The sequence below is a fragment of the Litorivivens lipolytica genome (assembly GCF_014191715.1).
GTDB classification, from domain to species: Bacteria; Pseudomonadota; Gammaproteobacteria; order Pseudomonadales; family Spongiibacteraceae; genus Litorivivens; species Litorivivens lipolytica.
In genome coordinates, this window is record NZ_JACHWY010000003.1 from 581,975 (window position 1) to 597,605 (window position 15,631).

General features: G+C 56.2%; 16 protein-coding genes. 9 read left to right on the plus strand and 7 right to left on the minus strand.

Features of this window, described 5'->3' with window-relative positions:
* Positions 1-66 precede the first annotated feature (66 nt).
* The 3 genes from FHR99_RS14880 to FHR99_RS14890 form a co-directional block, all read right to left on the minus strand.
* Positions 67-2,649, minus strand: coding sequence for a TonB-dependent receptor (locus tag FHR99_RS14880; protein WP_183411496.1), 2,583 nt, complete (start codon positions 2,647-2,649; stop codon positions 67-69).
* Between the two features lie 234 nt (positions 2,650-2,883).
* Positions 2,884-4,089 carry a CaiB/BaiF CoA transferase family protein gene (locus tag FHR99_RS14885; RefSeq protein WP_183411497.1) on the minus strand — a complete coding sequence of 402 codons (1,206 nt, stop codon included), beginning with the start codon at positions 4,087-4,089 and terminating at the stop codon, positions 2,884-2,886.
* A 57-nt stretch (positions 4,090-4,146) separates the two neighbouring features.
* Positions 4,147-4,524 (minus strand): hotdog fold thioesterase, encoded by a 378-nt coding sequence (locus FHR99_RS14890; RefSeq protein ID WP_183411498.1) that lies wholly within the window; start codon positions 4,522-4,524, stop codon positions 4,147-4,149.
* 111 nt (positions 4,525-4,635) lie between these two features.
* Between FHR99_RS14890 and FHR99_RS14895 the strand changes: the two genes are divergently transcribed.
* The 6 genes from FHR99_RS14895 (at position 4,636) to FHR99_RS14920 (ending at position 8,245) form a co-directional block, all read left to right on the plus strand.
* Positions 4,636-4,896 carry a metal-sensitive transcriptional regulator gene (locus FHR99_RS14895; protein WP_183411499.1) on the plus strand — a complete coding sequence of 87 codons (261 nt, stop codon included), beginning with the start codon at positions 4,636-4,638 and terminating at the stop codon, positions 4,894-4,896.
* 2 nt (positions 4,897-4,898) lie between these two features.
* Positions 4,899-5,729, plus strand: a complete 831-nt coding sequence (locus FHR99_RS14900) for a sulfite exporter TauE/SafE family protein (RefSeq protein ID WP_183411500.1) — start codon at positions 4,899-4,901, stop codon at positions 5,727-5,729.
* Positions 5,726-6,433, plus strand: coding sequence for an MBL fold metallo-hydrolase (locus tag FHR99_RS14905; RefSeq protein ID WP_183411501.1), 708 nt, complete (start codon positions 5,726-5,728; stop codon positions 6,431-6,433). The genes FHR99_RS14900 and FHR99_RS14905 overlap by 4 nt, the downstream gene beginning before the upstream one ends.
* Positions 6,434-6,862: a YeeE/YedE family protein gene (locus FHR99_RS14910; protein ID WP_183411502.1), complete on the plus strand. Its 429-nt coding sequence runs from the start codon at positions 6,434-6,436 to the stop codon at positions 6,860-6,862.
* A 3-nt stretch (positions 6,863-6,865) separates the two neighbouring features.
* A complete protein-coding gene (locus tag FHR99_RS14915) occupies positions 6,866-7,279 on the plus strand; it encodes a YeeE/YedE family protein (protein WP_183411503.1) in 414 nt (137 codons plus the stop codon).
* A 66-nt stretch (positions 7,280-7,345) separates the two neighbouring features.
* The gene (locus FHR99_RS14920; RefSeq protein WP_183411504.1) at positions 7,346-8,245 is read left to right on the plus strand and encodes a hydrogen peroxide-inducible genes activator; all 900 of its coding nucleotides are present in this window, start codon (positions 7,346-7,348) and stop codon (positions 8,243-8,245) included.
* Positions 8,246-8,257: 12 nt separating this feature from the next.
* Here FHR99_RS14920 and FHR99_RS14925 read toward each other — a convergent pair whose 3' ends face one another.
* A complete protein-coding gene (locus FHR99_RS14925; RefSeq protein WP_183411505.1) occupies positions 8,258-8,548 on the minus strand; it encodes a hypothetical protein in 291 nt (96 codons plus the stop codon).
* Between the two features lie 248 nt (positions 8,549-8,796).
* Here FHR99_RS14925 and FHR99_RS14930 point away from each other — a divergent pair, with 248 nt between their 5' ends.
* Both FHR99_RS14930 and FHR99_RS14935 read left to right on the plus strand, forming a co-directional pair.
* Complete coding sequence (locus FHR99_RS14930; protein ID WP_183411506.1) at positions 8,797-11,085, plus strand: TonB-dependent receptor; 2,289 nt, start codon at positions 8,797-8,799, stop codon at positions 11,083-11,085.
* A 47-nt stretch (positions 11,086-11,132) separates the two neighbouring features.
* A complete protein-coding gene (locus FHR99_RS14935) occupies positions 11,133-11,942 on the plus strand; it encodes a DUF547 domain-containing protein (RefSeq protein ID WP_183411507.1) in 810 nt (269 codons plus the stop codon).
* A gap of 18 nt (positions 11,943-11,960) precedes the next feature.
* Here the strand turns inward: FHR99_RS14935 and FHR99_RS14940 are convergent, their stop codons facing one another.
* The gene (locus FHR99_RS14940) at positions 11,961-13,043 is read right to left on the minus strand and encodes a phosphotransferase (protein ID WP_183411508.1); all 1,083 of its coding nucleotides are present in this window, start codon (positions 13,041-13,043) and stop codon (positions 11,961-11,963) included.
* 139 nt (positions 13,044-13,182) lie between these two features.
* Between FHR99_RS14940 and FHR99_RS14945 the strand changes: the two genes are divergently transcribed.
* Positions 13,183-13,743 carry an NnrU family protein gene (locus tag FHR99_RS14945; protein ID WP_183411509.1) on the plus strand — a complete coding sequence of 187 codons (561 nt, stop codon included), beginning with the start codon at positions 13,183-13,185 and terminating at the stop codon, positions 13,741-13,743.
* Between the two features lies 1 nt (position 13,744).
* Here FHR99_RS14945 and FHR99_RS14950 read toward each other — a convergent pair whose 3' ends face one another.
* Together FHR99_RS14950 and FHR99_RS14955 are read right to left on the minus strand one after the other, a co-directional pair.
* Positions 13,745-14,317 (minus strand): NUDIX domain-containing protein, encoded by a 573-nt coding sequence (locus FHR99_RS14950; RefSeq protein WP_183411510.1) that lies wholly within the window; start codon positions 14,315-14,317, stop codon positions 13,745-13,747.
* Entirely contained in the window at positions 14,314-15,570 is a 1,257-nt protein-coding gene (locus tag FHR99_RS14955; protein WP_183411511.1) for a dicarboxylate/amino acid:cation symporter, read from the minus strand. The genes FHR99_RS14950 and FHR99_RS14955 overlap by 4 nt, the downstream gene beginning before the upstream one ends.
* Positions 15,571-15,631 lie beyond the last annotated feature (61 nt).

Consider the following 15,631-nt stretch of genomic DNA (forward strand, 5'->3'; position numbering starts at 1 on the left):
TATTGTGGCAGAGATCTATGGAGTTTGCTTCGTCGCTCTGCCCCTCGCAATGACGTTATATCGGAATTAGAAAGTCTGGCGGTATTCGATACCGAAACGGCGCGGGTCGCCGTAGGTCTGGAAGAAGGTCGCTACGGAATCGCCGACGGCGGCAATGCCGATGTCGTAACGTTCATCCAAAACGTTTTTCACCCAGAAGGCGGCGGTGCGATTGCCTTCGTTGTTTTGCCACATCAAACGAAAGTCCATCACGCTGTAGGCAGACTGCCCGGCCAGATCCTTGTCCTGTTGGTACAGGGTGTGGGCGCCATCGTCGAGGCCGTAGTACACCTCACTTTTGTAGCTGTAATCGAGGCGGGGGGTGATCACACCGATATCCGGATTAAAGGCGTATTGAATACCGAAGGCGGCGGTGGTTTCCGGTGACACCGGAAAAGTCTCGTCGCTGCGATCAATTTCCACCTGACGTCCGAGGGCGGCCTGCAGCAGATCGTTATCTTTAAAATCGGTGAAGGTGTAGTCGTTGTGACTCGCCGACATGTTAATCATCAGTCCGGGGCTGGGCATCCATTGCAGCTCCATTTCAACGCCCTTGATTTCAGACTGACCGGCGTTCTGATAAATCACCACTAGGTTGTTATTCGAATCCGCATCCACCTGAATCAGCTGCTGGTTATCAAAATCCATGTGGTAGGCGGCCATGTTAAAACGCAGTGAGCGGCGGAAGGCTTCGAGCTTCATGCCCAGCTCGCGGTTTTCCACTTCTTCCGGTTCTACCTGCTGCAAACCATCAACGCCTTTAGGCTCGAAGAAGCCGGATTTAAAACCGCTGCTCCAGGTGCCGTAAATCATGAAGGTGTCCCAGTGTTCCGGCAGTACGTCTTCGGAAAACTGATAAGACAGTGAGGCCATCGGCGTGGTCTTTGTGAAGGTGTTGTCTTTTTCATCCACGCGGAAGGGTTGTGCCGCATAGGGGAAATCATTAATCCCATCGCCGTCGACATCGGGGAAGTAGCTCATGGCGATGCTCACCGGGTCTTCTGCCCAGATGCCGTTAAACACGTAGAAACCACTGCCGCCAACGATGTCGGGCGCGAATCGGCCACTGGTTAGCAGGCGCTGGCCGACGGCATTGCGGTCGGTACCGGTCACCACCAGATCCGACTGGCGGCGCTCGGAGGTGTAGCGAATGCCCAAGGTCAGTTCCAGCTGTTCGGTCATATCCCAGCTGCCCTGAAAAAAGTAGGCCTTGGTAAAGTTGCGAAGGTCGAAAGCGGAGTCGAGGGTTGGGTCCACCAGAATGCCGATCAGCGGGCCGGGGCTGCCATTGGGCGGTGGTGCTGAGGGTTGCTGACCGCCGAGTACTTGCGGAGCGGTGGTGGCATCCAGGCCGTTAAGCGAGTTGATCAGCGTAAAGACTTCGGTGTTGGTTTCTTCCATAAAGAAGGCACCACCGGTATACGTGACCGCGCCGTCGAACAAGGTACCGTTGACCTGCAGCTCGAAACTGTAAGATTCGCGCTCGCCGTCATCGCGGGTAAAGGATTCGTTGAAGTTCCCGGGGCCGCCGTCCTGATCCGAACTGATCAGAGGGCCTTTGGTTTCGTGACGGGCACCGGCTACCATTTTCAGCGAGAGCGAGTCGGTGAGCTCCCAATCCAGCGTGGCGGCAGCGAGATAGGTATCCAGCTCCCGATCCATCATATTGTTTTTACCCATATTGCTTTTCAGGTCGCCGAGGCGCTCGCGGGAGTTGCTTTCACAGTTCTCACGGTAGGCGGTCGGGTTGCTCGGATCGGTATCGCCCGGCCACATTAGATAAAGGCCTTTTACCAACACGGCATCTTCATTCATAAAGGTGCAGTAGGAGCCGGGCAGGCGCTCGTCGATACGGCCCGCGTAGAGCAATGTATCCAGGAGGGCGTCGCTGCTGATTTCCCAGCGTACTTGGCCGAGCAGTGAGGTACGGCCCTTGGACGTGTTGGTTTCGCCTTGGGAATCGTCTTCAAAAAAGCCATCGTCTTGTAGATGGTTGAAGGCAATACGTGCAAACACGTTGTCACTCAGGGGCGTGTTGTAGGCACCGCGTACCTGAACCCGTTCGTAGTTTCCCACGGAGCCAAACACGTAGCCTTCGGTTTCAGCTTTGGGTTTCTCTAACGTGAGCACCATGGCGCCACCGGTCGTGTTCTTGCCGAACAATGTGCCTTGAGGGCCGCGCAGAACCTGAATGTTTTCCACGTCGACCGTATCCATCAAATGGCCATCGGCGCGGGGCAGGAAGATATTGTCGAGGTAAACGCCCACCGTCGGGTCAACTCGGGCAAAGGCGGCTCGCTGGCCGATCCCTCGAATATAGATCAGGTTAGACACACTCTCGGTAATCTGAACACTGGGCACGCTCTTGGTCAGCTCACCCACGTTTACAATGCCGCGCTCCTGCAACTCAGCGCCGCTGAGAGCGGTAACGGCGATGGGGGTTTCCTGCAGGGATTCCCGCCGCCGGCGGGCCGTAACCAGCACTTCCTCCAGGCTGGCGCTGGCTTTTTGGGGTGTGGCAGCTTTGGGTGGTTCATCCTGCGCTGCGGCATCAAGTGATATCAGGCTGGCGCAAAAGGCACCCGCCAGCAAAGCTACCGGTTTCTTCATACTGCCCTCGTTGTTATTGGTTATAAGAGGTGCTGCTGTATATCAGTGTTATTAACTATGGGCGCAGATCATCGCCTTGGCAACCGGATTGCCGTTTTTTTGAACAATCAGGTGCCACCCTCAAGAATGAGGGCGGGGTGGGGGGTGGCGCATCATTCGTTTGGGTGGGGCTTATGTTGGCTGGGGATGAGTTGTCGTCATTGCGAGCCCGGGGAAGCAATCTCGCGGCAGGGCTCAGCCAATAGCGCCGTTTTGGCGCAATTGCGCTATGGCGGCGTCATCCTTACCCAATACCTTTTTAAGCACCGACTCGCTGTGTTCACCCAGTTTCGGACCGGGCCAGCGGGTAGCACCGGGAGTATCCGACAGTTTGGGTGTAATGGCTGGAATATATACGGTGTCATTGCCCACAGGCACTTCCTCGAACAGACCGCGCGCCTGAAAGTGGGGGTCATTGAACATGTCTTCCACGTTGTAGATGGGGCCGACCGGCACACGGGCCTCTTCCAAAGCGGCAATTACCTGCTTGGAATCGAGGCTGGAACACCAGCTGGCCAGCACCTTATCAATGGCGCGCTCGTGGGTGACGCGACCGGCGTTGTCCGCCAGCTCCGGGTCGTTGGCCATATCCTCGCGGCCAATGGCGATCATCAGGCGCTTGAAGATGGAATCGCCATTGCCGCCAATCACCACGAATTTGCCGTCTTCGCAGCGGTAGGTGTTGGTGGGCACGATGCCGGTGACGGTGGTGCCGGAGGGTTGGCGGATCACGCCGGCGCCGCTGTATTCGGGCACGACCCCTTCCAGCAGGTTGAACATAGATTCATACAGGGCCACATCAACCACTTGGCCCGAGGCACGATTGCGGAGTTTGGCGGTAAGCGACATAAGAATGCCGATCACCGCGTGCAGGGAGGCAATGCTATCGCCGATACTGAGGTTGGGGCGCACCGGGGCTTCGTCCGGGAAGCCATTCAGAAAACGAAAGCCGCTAATGCCCTCGCACACCGAGGCAAAGCCGGGTTTGGTGGAGTAGGGGCCGGTCTGGCCGTAGCCGGAGATGCGGGTGTAGATCAGGTCGGGGTTGGTAGCCTTCAAGTCTTCCGGGCCGAGGCCCCATTTTTCCATCACTCCGGGGCGAAAATTCTCGATCAGCACATCGCATTCGTTGGCCAGCTCCCGCACGATTTCCCGGCCTTCTTCGCTTTTCAGGTCGATAACGATGGACTGTTTGTTGCGGCCCAGGCTGTACCACCACAGGGCGGTGTCATCTTTGACGATGCGCCAGCGGCGAATCTGGTCGCCTTCCGGCGGTTCGACCTTGATCACCTCGGCGCCGAAATAGCCAAGGATGGAGCCGGTAAACGGCCCGGCCAGCAGCTGGCCCAGCTCCAGTACGCGAATGCCCGCCAGCGGGCCCTGATTGCTTTGTTCAGTCATCGGGAATCTCCTGTGAGCGCTGCAGTTTAATCAGCGCGTCGCAGGATGACCACTACGCTAAGCGGATGAAGGTTTAAAGATGGCGTAGTTGCCGTTGGCGCGGGCGACGAGCCGGTCGTCATGAAACAGTTCCGATTCGAGATTGGCTATGCGTTTTCCTTGATTAATAACGCGCGTATGACAGACAACCTCGCCACTAAAAACTGCGGCAAAGTAATTCATTTTAATTTCAATAGTTGCGCAAAGGTGACCCTCCGGTAGCGAGGGGTAGAGTGCCGCGCCCATGCCGGTGTCGGCCAGTGCGTAAAGCACGGCGCCGTGGACGACTTGATGGGGATTGAGCAGTTCTGGTGTCACGGTGAGGGAAAGTTCGCTGATACCGGATTCCTGACGGTCGATTCTCAGGCCAATTAATTCACCGAAGGGGTTTTCCACGCGTTATTGCCTCTGAATGCGAATGTCTGACCGTTTTAGCATGGAATTGCCGCTTGAGCCAATATACCCCCGGGGGTATATTTAAGGGCAGCATGGATTAAGGATATCGCGATGACCGACTGGTTCGAAAAGAAGCAACAGATGCAAAACCGCCTGAAGCGAGCCGAGGGGCAGTTGCGCGGTGTGCAGAGGCTGGTAGAAGAGGAAGAAGACTGTGAGAAGGTCGTGCAGCAGCTGGCGGCGGTACGCAAGGCGCTGGACAAGGTGTTCTATAGCGCTGTGACCTGCGCACTGGAGCGCGAGCTCGATGGCCAGCTGGTAGACATTGGCCGGATCGAGAAATACACCCAACTACTCGCCAAATACGGTTGACCATGTTGGCCTTACTGTTTGGCGTGATCGTGGGTTTGGCGCTGGGTCTTACAGGCGGCGGAGGCTCGCTGTTTGCCATTCCGCTGCTGGTTTATGGGCTGGGCTACTCCATGGATCAGGCGGTGCCCATGTCGCTGCTCGTGGTGGGCATTACTTCGGCGGTTGGGGTGTTGGCTGCCTTGCCGTCCAAGCGGATTTCCTTCAAGCCCGCTTTGGTCTTCGCGCTGTCTGGCATGCTGATAACCCCCTTGGGTATTCAGCAGGCGATGCGACTGCCGCAACCGATGATACTGATGCTGTTTGCAGCACTGGCGCTTTTGATCGCCAGTTACATGTGGCGAAGATCCCTCAAAGCGCCGGACGATGCGCGCGTGGTAAGGGCGTCATTCGTGCGTGAGAACGCAACGGCCTTGTGTCGCTTCAGCCCTGATGGCTGCTTTCGGATTAATGGTCCCTGCGCCGCGGGTTTGGCCGTTGCGGGATCGGTTACGGGCTTCCTGTCGGGTCTGTTTGGCGTGGGGGGAGGTTTTTTAATTGTGCCGGCGCTGATGACAATTACCCAATTGAGCATTCAGTCGGCGGTGGCCACGTCCCTGCTCACAATCGCAGCCATCAGTTCGGGTGGTGTGGCGTCAGCAGTGTTTCAGGGTGTGCAGTTTGACTGGGGTACCGCGCTGCCCTTTATCGTTGGTGGTATTGGCGGCTTGAGCATTGGCTTTGCGGTGGCAAAGCATTTATCGGGCGCTTTGCTCCAGCGACTTTTCGCTGCGCTCATCGTTGTGATGGCAATATTTATTATTCTGCGAAATATGGCTGAAGGAGGCTTGGTATGATTTTTCGGCAATTGTTTGATGATCAATCGAGTACCTACACGTATCTATTGGCTGATGATAGTCGGCGAGAAGCTCTGCTGATTGATCCGGTGGTAGAAAAAGTTGAGCAGTATCTGCAGTTGCTGCGAGAGCTAAATTTAACGCTGAAATATGCGATTGATACTCACACACACGCAGACCATATCACCGCACTTGGCTCACTGCGTGACAAGACCGGTTGTGTCACGATCATGGGCGAATTTACAAAAGCCGACTGCGTGTCACAAAGAGTGAGCGACGGCGACGACATCACGCTGGGTGCGATTCAGCTCAAGGCGCTGTTTACGCCGGGCCATACCAATGAATCGTTCAGTTTTTATCTGTCAGGCGGCGCAGAGCCCTGTGTGTTTACCGGCGATTGTCTGCTGATTCGCGGCAGTGGCCGCACCGATTTTCAGGGTGGCGATGCAGGCAAGAGTTTCGATTCCATTCAGACACTGTTTGCACTGCCGGATGATACTTATGTGTATCCGGGCCACGATTACAAAGGCTGGACCCGCTCGACCATTGCGGAAGAAAAGGCCAGTAACCCACGTCTCGCCGGCAAAAGCCGCGACGAGTACATCGAGATCATGAATAACCTTGACCTGCCCGATCCGAAGATGATGGACATCGCGGTGCCGGCTAATCTTGCCTGCGGGCAGACTGCATTCAGGAGCCAATAAATGGAAACCACCTTTACCCCTGTCGCCTCGCTGTTGGGCGGCATGTTGATCGGGCTGGCCGCCCTGTTACTGCTGTGGCTGAACGGCAAGATCGCGGGTATCTCCGGCATTGTCGGGACGGCGATCACGGACATTAGTGCGGCATCTGGCTGGCGCTGGTGTTTTATCGCGGGGCTTCTGATTGGCGGCGGTGTCGCGCTCTATCAGATTGTGGGCGTCACAGAAATTCAGCTACGGGCCTCGCTGCCGCTGCTGATTGTTGCCGGTTTATTGGTGGGCTATGGCACGCGACTGGGCAGTGGCTGTACCTCCGGTCACGGGGTATGCGGCATTGGGCGCTTGTCCGGGCGCTCGATGGTGGCGACCTGTACCTTTATGGCGGTCGCCTTTGTCACCGTGTTTGTACAACGCCACGTGCTGGGAGGCTGAACCATGAAAGAAGCGTTTGCAGCCTTGCTTGCCGGTGTATTGTTCGGCGTGGGTCTGGCCGTGTCTGGCATGTTGATCCCGGACAAGGTGCTGAATTTTCTGGATATTGCCGGTCACTGGGACCCAAGCCTAGCCTTGGTAATGGGCGGTGCCTTGATGGTCACAACTCCCGGCTTTTATTTTGTCACGCGCAGCAAGAAGCCTGTCTTTGCCGCCAGCTTTAGCTTGCCGACGGCGAAAGATATCGACGCAAAACTCTTGCTGGGTGCTTCGCTGTTTGGTTTGGGCTGGGGCTTGAGTGGTCTGTGCCCGGCACCGGCGCTGGTGAATATCGTTACGGGCTTTAGCGATGTGCTGGCCTTTGTCGCAGCCATGATTGCCGGTATGTTGCTGCACCGCGCCATACACAAGGCCTGATCGCGGACTTGCCGTGAGCGGGTGCGGATTTTAGAGTTAGCGTTATAAAGCAAGCAGGACTCTGATATGGCGCACCGGCCAACACTGAAACAACTCAACTATCTCTGCGCGGTGGCGAAATTTCGCCACTTTGGCCAGGCCGCGAAATCCTGTCACGTGTCGCAGCCGACCCTGAGCGCTGGCATCGCGGAACTGGAAGATAACCTCGGGGTTACGCTGGTGGAGCGCGACAACAAGAATGTGCTACTGACCGATATCGGCCAGTCTATTGTCGCTCGATCGCAACGCATTCTGACCCACGTGGATGATCTGGTGTCGCTGGCAGAATCGGCGGGTAAGCCCTTCACTGGCAGTCTTTATCTCGGGGTTATCCCGACCATCGCCCCCTTTTTGCTGCCGCAGTTTCTACCCCGTTTTCGCAAGAAGTATCCGGAATGCCAGCTCTTTATTCGCGAAGACCTGTCGGCGAACCTGATTGAGAGGCTGCGCGCGGGCGAACTGGATGTGGTGCTGCTGGCGCTGCCGTATCCCACGGATGGCTTGGAAATCGAGCACCTCTTTAACGACGAATTTGTGCTCGCCTACTACGACGACCACCCCCTCGCGGAAAAAACACCGCTACTGAGCCGTGACCTTCAGGGGCGTGATGTGCTCCTGTTAGAAGATGGCCACTGCCTGCGTGACCATGCCCTGGAAGCGTGTCGCTTGAGCGAGCGGGATGTCACTGCGCCCTATCAGGCCACCAGCCTGAATACCATTGTGCAGATGGTGGCCAACCACATCGGGGTGACCTTGCTGCCGAAAATGGCGATCGACGGCAAGATTCTGGCAAGTACCCAAGTAAAGACCCGCGCTTTCGACAAGGAAACCGTGCAGCGCTCTATCGGTCTGGCCTGGCGCAAACACAGTCCGCGGCGGGAGGAGTTTTTGTTGCTGGGTGAATTTATCGGCGCACAGCGACGCTAGTCATCAAGCGCCTTATTCATCAAGGGTTTGTGGACGGGTTTTGCGCAGGGTGTCGCTCATAACGCGCAAATAGCGCTCCAGCTGGTCCTCTAGCCGCACGATCTGTTGATTAAAGCGGTGGTGCGATTGCCGATAATCGTGAACCTTATGCTGGAAGGACTCGCTGGTATAAATCAGCAGCGATAGCCCCACCGCCAGCGTAAAGAGCCCCAGCGGAAAGGGCGAAAACAGGATGAGCGTGCCGAGTACTACCAGCAACCATGCCAAGCCGAGTTGTAGGTAATACCGTATACGTGTGCTCACGGGAGCTTCCTGTCGATGGGTCTCAGCCTCTGGGGCAGCGTCCGACTATATCGGATCGCAATAGAGTCGTCTTCAAAGTACGTACATTTACCAATATTGGGTCACAGTCTGATCACGATTGGGCTTCTGTTGTGACCACCCCCTGACAGACGTGAATTCCGGGCCAGAGCTGTAACAGGGGCTTTGCTGTCGCATCTAAGCTACGTTATGACCCGTAGAAGCCTCATTAATTCACTAAGGCCAGCTTTTTGACCAGATTTACTCCCTTTGCCCGCGTCCTCGCTCCGCTGCTCGTTTTTGCTGTAGAGGCTGCCGAGCCGGCGACAGCCCCGCCGGGACTGGAGGAAGTCGTGGTTTCGGCAACGCGCAGCGGGGACACGCTGGAAGATACCCCCATTTCCGTCACTATCACTGCCGATCTTGAGCTGCGGGAAACCGATATTACCGACTTGGAGGCGCTGTCTGACCGCCTGCCCAATGCCCAGCTCGCGATTACACCCACCAATACCTTCTTATTTGTTCGCGGGCTCGGTACCGGCAGCGTGCGCAGCGCTGAGCAATCCGTAGGCTTTTTTGTCGATGGGGTATTCCTCGGTCGACCGCAAGTCGCCTTGTTCGACTTTCTCGATGTGCAGCAGGTGGAGATTTTGCGCGGCCCCCAGGGTGCGGTACTCGGCAAGAATACGGTTGCCGGCGCGGTGAATGTGCAAACCGCGCCGGTTAGCTGGGAGCCCGAGGGCTATGCCGAGTATCAGCGCGGCAGCGATGGCCGGCAGCGGCGGCGGGCAGCCTTGTCGGGTGAGCTGGTCGAGAATCTTGCCGCGCGCGTCGCGATTGCGAATGTGGATGAAGGCGGCTTTCTGTTTAACACCACCCAGCAGCGTGACGATCTTGCCAGACCGGGCCGCAGTGGTCGCATCAAACTGGCCTGGACGCCAAGCGACAATCAATCCTACGGCCTGACCTTTCAGAAGGCCGACATTGAACAGCGCGGCGATAGCTTCGAATTGAGTCAGGCCAGCGATGAAACGCTCTCGCTGTATCGCCAGTTTGATCCGCAGACCTCGGCCGATATCACCGACAATCGTACGCATACCGACCACCGCGATTCTGGCGCCGACATTGAAGGCCGCGATTTGATTTTAAACGCGGAATGGAACTTGGCGTTTGGCAGTTTGCGGTTTCTCGGCAGTCGTTCGAGACAGTCAACCGTGGCGGATTTTGATGTGGATATCAGCCCGGCTCCCTTTCTTACGTTTCCTTCGAACGAAGACTACCGCCAGCAGAGCGCTGAACTGCGCTTCGACAAGTTATTTTCCTGGGGCGATCTCAGTGCCGGTTTGTATTACTTCCAGTCGGAACTGGATTTGCTGGCCGACATTAATGCCTTCGAATCCGGCTTGGGATTGTTCGTTGCGCCCTTGGCGGATAACGCGATCGGCCCCGGTGTCGGTTCAGCGGCAATAAATCTGAGTGGCCTTGTGGCCTCGCCGGGCGTTTTCAATACGCAGCAGACGGCAAGCGGCACCAGTCGTCACCGCTTGATTCAGGAGCAGGAAACCTGGTCGGGCTTTGGCTCGGTGCGTTGGGATTTTCGTGATATCTGGACGCTTCGTGTTGATGGTCGTTACACCGAAGAAACCAAGCGCGGCGATTTGGGCATCGAGTTCAGCGGTGCAAGTGGCCCGCTGCTGGGTGCCGCGCTCGGCGAAGAGGAATATCAACTCAGTGCGGAGCGAACCGAATACGATTTCTCGCCGCGCCTGTCGCTGTTAGTTGAATTGACGCCTCAGCTCAATAGTTATGTTACGGCGGCGCGGGGTTTCAAATCAGGCGGTTTTAACAATCTGGCGGCGGTACCGGAGCGCGCCGAATTTGATGAAGAAAACTCCGTGACCTATGAACTGGGTTTGCGCCTCAGTCCGGTGAAGGGCTTCAGCGGCGAGCTTGGTGTCTTTAAAAGTGACTTCAAAAACCTGCAAGTGGCGGCACTGGATGGCACCGAGTTTTTTGTGGGCAACGCCGCGCGCGCAAACATTCGTGGAATCGAAGCCTCGGGCCGGTGGCAGGCAAGCTGGGGGCTTTCCATCGGCTTTGCGCTCGGTTATCTCGATGCGGAGTACGAGGAGTACAGCAATGCCCCGGCGCGGGCAGATTCTGAAGAAAGCAGCCAGGATCTCAGTGGCGAGGTGTTGCAGCGTGCGCCGAAATATTCAGGCAGTGTGCAGCTCGGGTTTCAGGGTTTGATGCCGACCTTCGGATTGCCCTTTGCGCTTGGAGTGGTCGCCGAAGGTGCAAGTGAGCAGTTTTTGAATGTGGATCTTGATCCGATCGACAGCCAGCCGGACTTTCTCCGCTACAGCGCCTTTGCGGGAGTGTCGAGCCCGTCCGGGCGCTGGAACTTTCGCGTTGTCGGGCGCAACCTGAGCGACGAGGTGGTGCGACGTGAAGCGGGTGATATTGCCATTGTTGGCGCGCATTTTGTGGGCGTATTCCCGCCCCGCAGTTATGCCGCAGAAATCGGCTATCGTTTTTAAGGTGTAGGGGTTAGATTGATGGCTGCGAAAAACCGGAGGATGGCAACGTGAAAAAGTGGATCGCAGGATTTTTCGCCCTGTGTTTGTGGAGTACGGCGATGGCCTTGCCGCGCACCATTGAGTTGGATCAAAGCACATTGCAGGAACAACCGGTGGATGTGCTGTCCGCAAATTTCGTGGATCGGGTCATTCACGATTTACCCGTAGAAAAGCATCTGGAAATTTTTAGAGACCTTGATCCCGATGAGTTGGAAAAAGCGCTAAATACCCAGCAAAAGCAGCTAACCTTCTGGATCAATATCTACAACGGTTACACCCAGTATTTTCTGAAAACTGATCCATCGTTGTATCAGGAAGATCGCAGTGATTTCTTCAAAAAAGAGCAGATTGATATCGCTGGCTATAGCGTGAGTATGGAAGACATTGAGCACGGGGTTTTACGTCGCGGCGCGGTGGTGATTTCCTTTGGCTTTATTCGCAATCTGAGTTTGCGCAAACCCTTTATCCAGCGCTATGCGGTTAACGAAGTCGATTATCGCATTCACTTTGCATTGAACTGTGGCGCGAAAAGTTGCCCGCCGGTGGTGGCCTATCAAACTGAGTGGGTTGATCGACAGTTAAATGACAGCAGTCGCGATTATCTGCAGTTCCATGTTGATTACCGGCCCGATGACAACCGCGTTTATGTGCCGCGATTGATGAGCTGGTTTAAAGCAGATTTTGGTTCCGACGATGATCAGCGCGCGATTCTGAAAAAGTTTGGTGTGATTCCGAACGATAAAAATCCTCGAATAAAATTTCTGGAATACGACTGGACTATGCAGATCGAAAACTACCGGGCCTATACCTACGAATAAGGTTTCGGCCCGGCAAGTTTATAGCAGGTCGTCGACGACTTTCTGCAATACGGTTGTCGCAAAGTTTTCAATGATCTGATCTTCCTGATTCTGCGCCACCATAATGCGACTCAGAATATAGCCATAGCGCAGGCCAGCGTAGATAAAGTAGTACTTGTAGTGTTCACCGCTAAAGCCTGACGTTTTTTCCCAGCGCGCTACCGTGTCTTCATAACTCGGCAGACCTTCGAGGCGTGGAATGCCGAGGCCATCGGCAAAGAAGTAATCCAGATAGTTCCACCAGGCCAGATCCTGCAGCGGGTTGCCGAGGGTAATCATTTCCCAGTCGAGAACCGCGGTAACGCTTTTGCAATCGTTGGCAAACAGCATATTGCCGATGCGCGCATCGCCCCAGCACAAACCGAATTCTTCGTTCTCGGGTTGATTGTCTTTCAGCCACTGCATCACGGGGTCGCAAATGGCATGGGCGCGACCTTCCATCGCCCACTTGCCATAGTTTTCCCAGTAGGCGAGTTGTTGCTGCAGGGGGTTGGCGCCCAGTTCGGGGCGTTCAAGAAATTCAAAACCGAGGGCTTTGTAATCGCGACACTGGCGATGCAGGTTGGCCATGGTGTCGATACCCGCGTTCCACAGGCTCTGCCGTTCGGCAGGGCCGATATCGTTCAGCATCCAGCCATCCATGCTGTAGGGAGGCATATCCGGCGGCACGCGACCTTCGGATTTCTTCATGATGTAGAAGCCGGTGCCGAGCAGGGAGGTATCGGTTTCCAGGCCGAGCAGACCCGGTGCCGGAACATCCGTCTGGCTGCCGACCAGATCCATGGCCCGATATTGAATCGAGAGGTCGTATTCGGGAAACACGGGGCGTTCGATTTCCGGTTGCAGGCGACCGACACAGCCTTCAACGAAGGTTTTACCGTCTTTTTCATACTCAATGTCGAACATTAGCGTGACATTGGACATGCCGGTGGCTTCAGGAATTTTCAGCTCGGGAATGCGCACCGGGCCATCACTCTCAAGCTTGCGGGCAAACCACTGTTCCAGTTTTTCGCGGGTGCCGTCGATGTCTTCTACCAGTGGTGTGGGGCGTTCGTTGTCCACAGGGGCCTCCGTGTCGCGATGCTGTTGTTATGAGATTTCCAGCGAGATTACCAGCAAGCTTTACGATCGTATAGTGAATGAATGTTTAGCTTTTCGTTGTGCTCCGTTAATCTGAGTCAAAACAATAAGGACGCGTGCGATGAGTCTGTTGATTGGCGGTATTCTGCTGTGGGTTGCCACCCACTTCTCCATTCGTTTGCTGCCCGGTATGCGGCAGCAATTGATAAGCGCCATCGGTAAATGGCCCTATCAGGGAGTGTTTTCGGTGGTGATGGTAGTCGCCATTGTGCTGATTGTGCGGGGCTGGAAGGAGATTGGGCCAGGTGAGCCGCTGTGGCTACTCGATTGGGCGCGGCCGGTGAATCTGGTCTTGATGGCGGCAGCCGTCTGCCTGTTTATTGCCGCCAATGCCCCCACTGATATCAAACAGGTGCTGCGCCATCCGCAGTTGCTCAGTGTGGTGATCTGGGCCCTGGCACATTTGCTGGTGAACAGCGATCTGCGCTCGCTGGTGTTGTTTGGCAGTCTGGCAGTGTGGGCGCTGGCGGAGATGGCCTTGATCAATCATCACGCCGGACCGTGGCAAAAGCCGGCACCGTCTGGTGCGGCGAAAACCGTGGTGTCGGTCGTGATTGGTCTGGCCGTCTTTGCGGTGTTGCTCTACGTGCACCCGTGGCTGGCGGGCGTGGCGGTAATCTGATTCAGGGCTCTGGCTGCCACACCAGATCAAATTGGTCACTCTGGCCGGTGAAGTTGCCGTGGTAAACACCGAAGTGTTTATCGCGCGCTTCACGGTAGGCGGTTTTCACGGCGGCGTTGGCGCTGGGATAGGCGACCTCATCCCAGTCAATGTCGTCTTCAAGGAAGAAGCCTACGTCCATCGCTTCTTCGCCACAGGCGCAATCTTCTGAATCCACCGTTGCGCGCAGGCCGATATAGACTTCGCTGATAAAGCTGATGGAGCCAATCATGTAGGGCGTGAAGGCCTCGGCGGGTAAGCGGATGCAGGTTTCCTCCCACAATTCGCGCGCCACGGCCTCGCGGAGGGTTTCACCGCTTTCCATAAAACCGGCGGGAATCGCCCAGTGCCCGGCGCGCGGTTGATTGCCGCGCTTCATCCACAGGAGCTTGTCGCCACAGTTTACAAAGGCAGCCACCAGAATTTTGGGGCCGGGCGCATAGCTCAGGTGGCCGTTGCCGCAGAGTACGGCTTCACCGCGCCCCTGAAAACTCGTTTCAGTCAGGGCGATGCCGCACTCCGGGCAGAACTTCATACCAGCTTGGTCTGCTCGCCTTCGCTGCGCGCGATGATCACCGTCGCGCAACTGTCACTGAACACGTTCACGGCGGTGCGCATCATATCCAGCACCCGGTCGGTAATCATCAAGAGCCCTATGCCTTCCAGCGGCAGGCCGATAACGCCGAGAATGATCGAGATGGCCACCAGACTGGCCGCCGGAATACCCGCCACCCCAATCGAGGTCAGCAGGGCTACCATCACGATCGTAAACTGCTGCACAAAGGTCAGCTCGAGACCAAAGGCCTGAGCAATAAAGATTGCGGCGACACATTCATAGAGCGCGGTGCCATCCATATTCACCGTCGCGCCGAGCGGCAGTACAAAGCCCCGCACTCGCTGACTCACACCGGCTTCTTCCATGCATTCCATGGTGAGCGGCAGGGTGGCAGAACTGGAGGCGGTGGAGAAGGCGGTCAGCATGGCCGGTGACATCGCCTGATAGTGTTTGACCGGCTGAATGCGCGCGAGATATTTCAGCAGTAAGGGCATGGTGACAAAGGCGTGAATGGCCAATGAAATCACCACCGTAAAGAAGAACACCAGCACCGGTTTAAAGCTGGCGAAACCGGTATCGGCGATGGTCTTGGCCACCAGCCCAAATACCCCAATCGGCGCAAATTTCATCACCCACAGGGTGATCAGCGTCATGATATCCATCAGGCCGCTGAAGAAATCCCGCACCACATCGGTTTGCTTGCTCTGGCTTTGGGACAGGAAGTAACCAAACAGGAGGCTGAAGAAAATCAGCCCCAGCATCTGGCCTTCTGCGGCGGCGGCCACGATATTGGGCGGTACCATGCGGATAAAGACATCCACCACGTCGGCCGTGCTCTTGCCTTCCACCTTGGTCAGCACCTCTTCCACCGAGCTGTCGCCAGTCAGGCCCGCCGCCAGATTCGAGCCGGTGCCCGGTTGCATCAGATTGACCATGACCAGCCCGACCAGAATCGCCAGCAGACTGCTCGTCATGTAAAACAGGATGGTTTTGCCACCGAGCTTGCCCAAGCCCTCACTGTCGCGGATATTGGCGATACCGCTGATGATCGACGCAGTGACCAGCGGTACGATGATCATCTTCAGTGCGTTGAGGAAGAGGGTGCCGAGGAAGGCGTAGACCGCATAAAAGGTGACATTGCCAAGGCCCGCCTCCTTGCCGGTCAGGGAGCCGATTATGACAGCCAGTACGATGGCGATGGCGATCTGCCAGTGAAGCGCGACTTTTTTCATAGATTTTTCAATAGTATGAGCTGACACTTCACTTTACCTCGCTCGCGCCTCAGGTGCTACT

Coding starts and splice junctions, on each gene's coding strand:
- FHR99_RS14880 (WP_183411496.1), bottom strand. CDS start 2,649: ATGAAGAAACCGGTAGCTTTGCTGGCGGGTGCCTTTTGCGCCAGCCTG.
- FHR99_RS14885 (WP_183411497.1), bottom strand. CDS start 4,089: ATGACTGAACAAAGCAATCAGGGCCCGCTGGCGGGCATTCGCGTACTG.
- FHR99_RS14895 (WP_183411499.1), top strand. CDS start 4,636: ATGACCGACTGGTTCGAAAAGAAGCAACAGATGCAAAACCGCCTGAAG.
- FHR99_RS14900 (WP_183411500.1), top strand. CDS start 4,899: ATGTTGGCCTTACTGTTTGGCGTGATCGTGGGTTTGGCGCTGGGTCTT.
- FHR99_RS14905 (WP_183411501.1), top strand. CDS start 5,726: ATGATTTTTCGGCAATTGTTTGATGATCAATCGAGTACCTACACGTAT.
- FHR99_RS14910 (WP_183411502.1), top strand. CDS start 6,434: ATGGAAACCACCTTTACCCCTGTCGCCTCGCTGTTGGGCGGCATGTTG.
- FHR99_RS14915 (WP_183411503.1), top strand. CDS start 6,866: ATGAAAGAAGCGTTTGCAGCCTTGCTTGCCGGTGTATTGTTCGGCGTG.
- FHR99_RS14920 (WP_183411504.1), top strand. CDS start 7,346: ATGGCGCACCGGCCAACACTGAAACAACTCAACTATCTCTGCGCGGTG.
- FHR99_RS14945 (WP_183411509.1), top strand. CDS start 13,183: ATGAGTCTGTTGATTGGCGGTATTCTGCTGTGGGTTGCCACCCACTTC.
- FHR99_RS14950 (WP_183411510.1), bottom strand. CDS start 14,317: ATGAAGTTCTGCCCGGAGTGCGGCATCGCCCTGACTGAAACGAGTTTT.
- FHR99_RS14955 (WP_183411511.1), bottom strand. CDS start 15,570: ATGAAAAAAGTCGCGCTTCACTGGCAGATCGCCATCGCCATCGTACTG.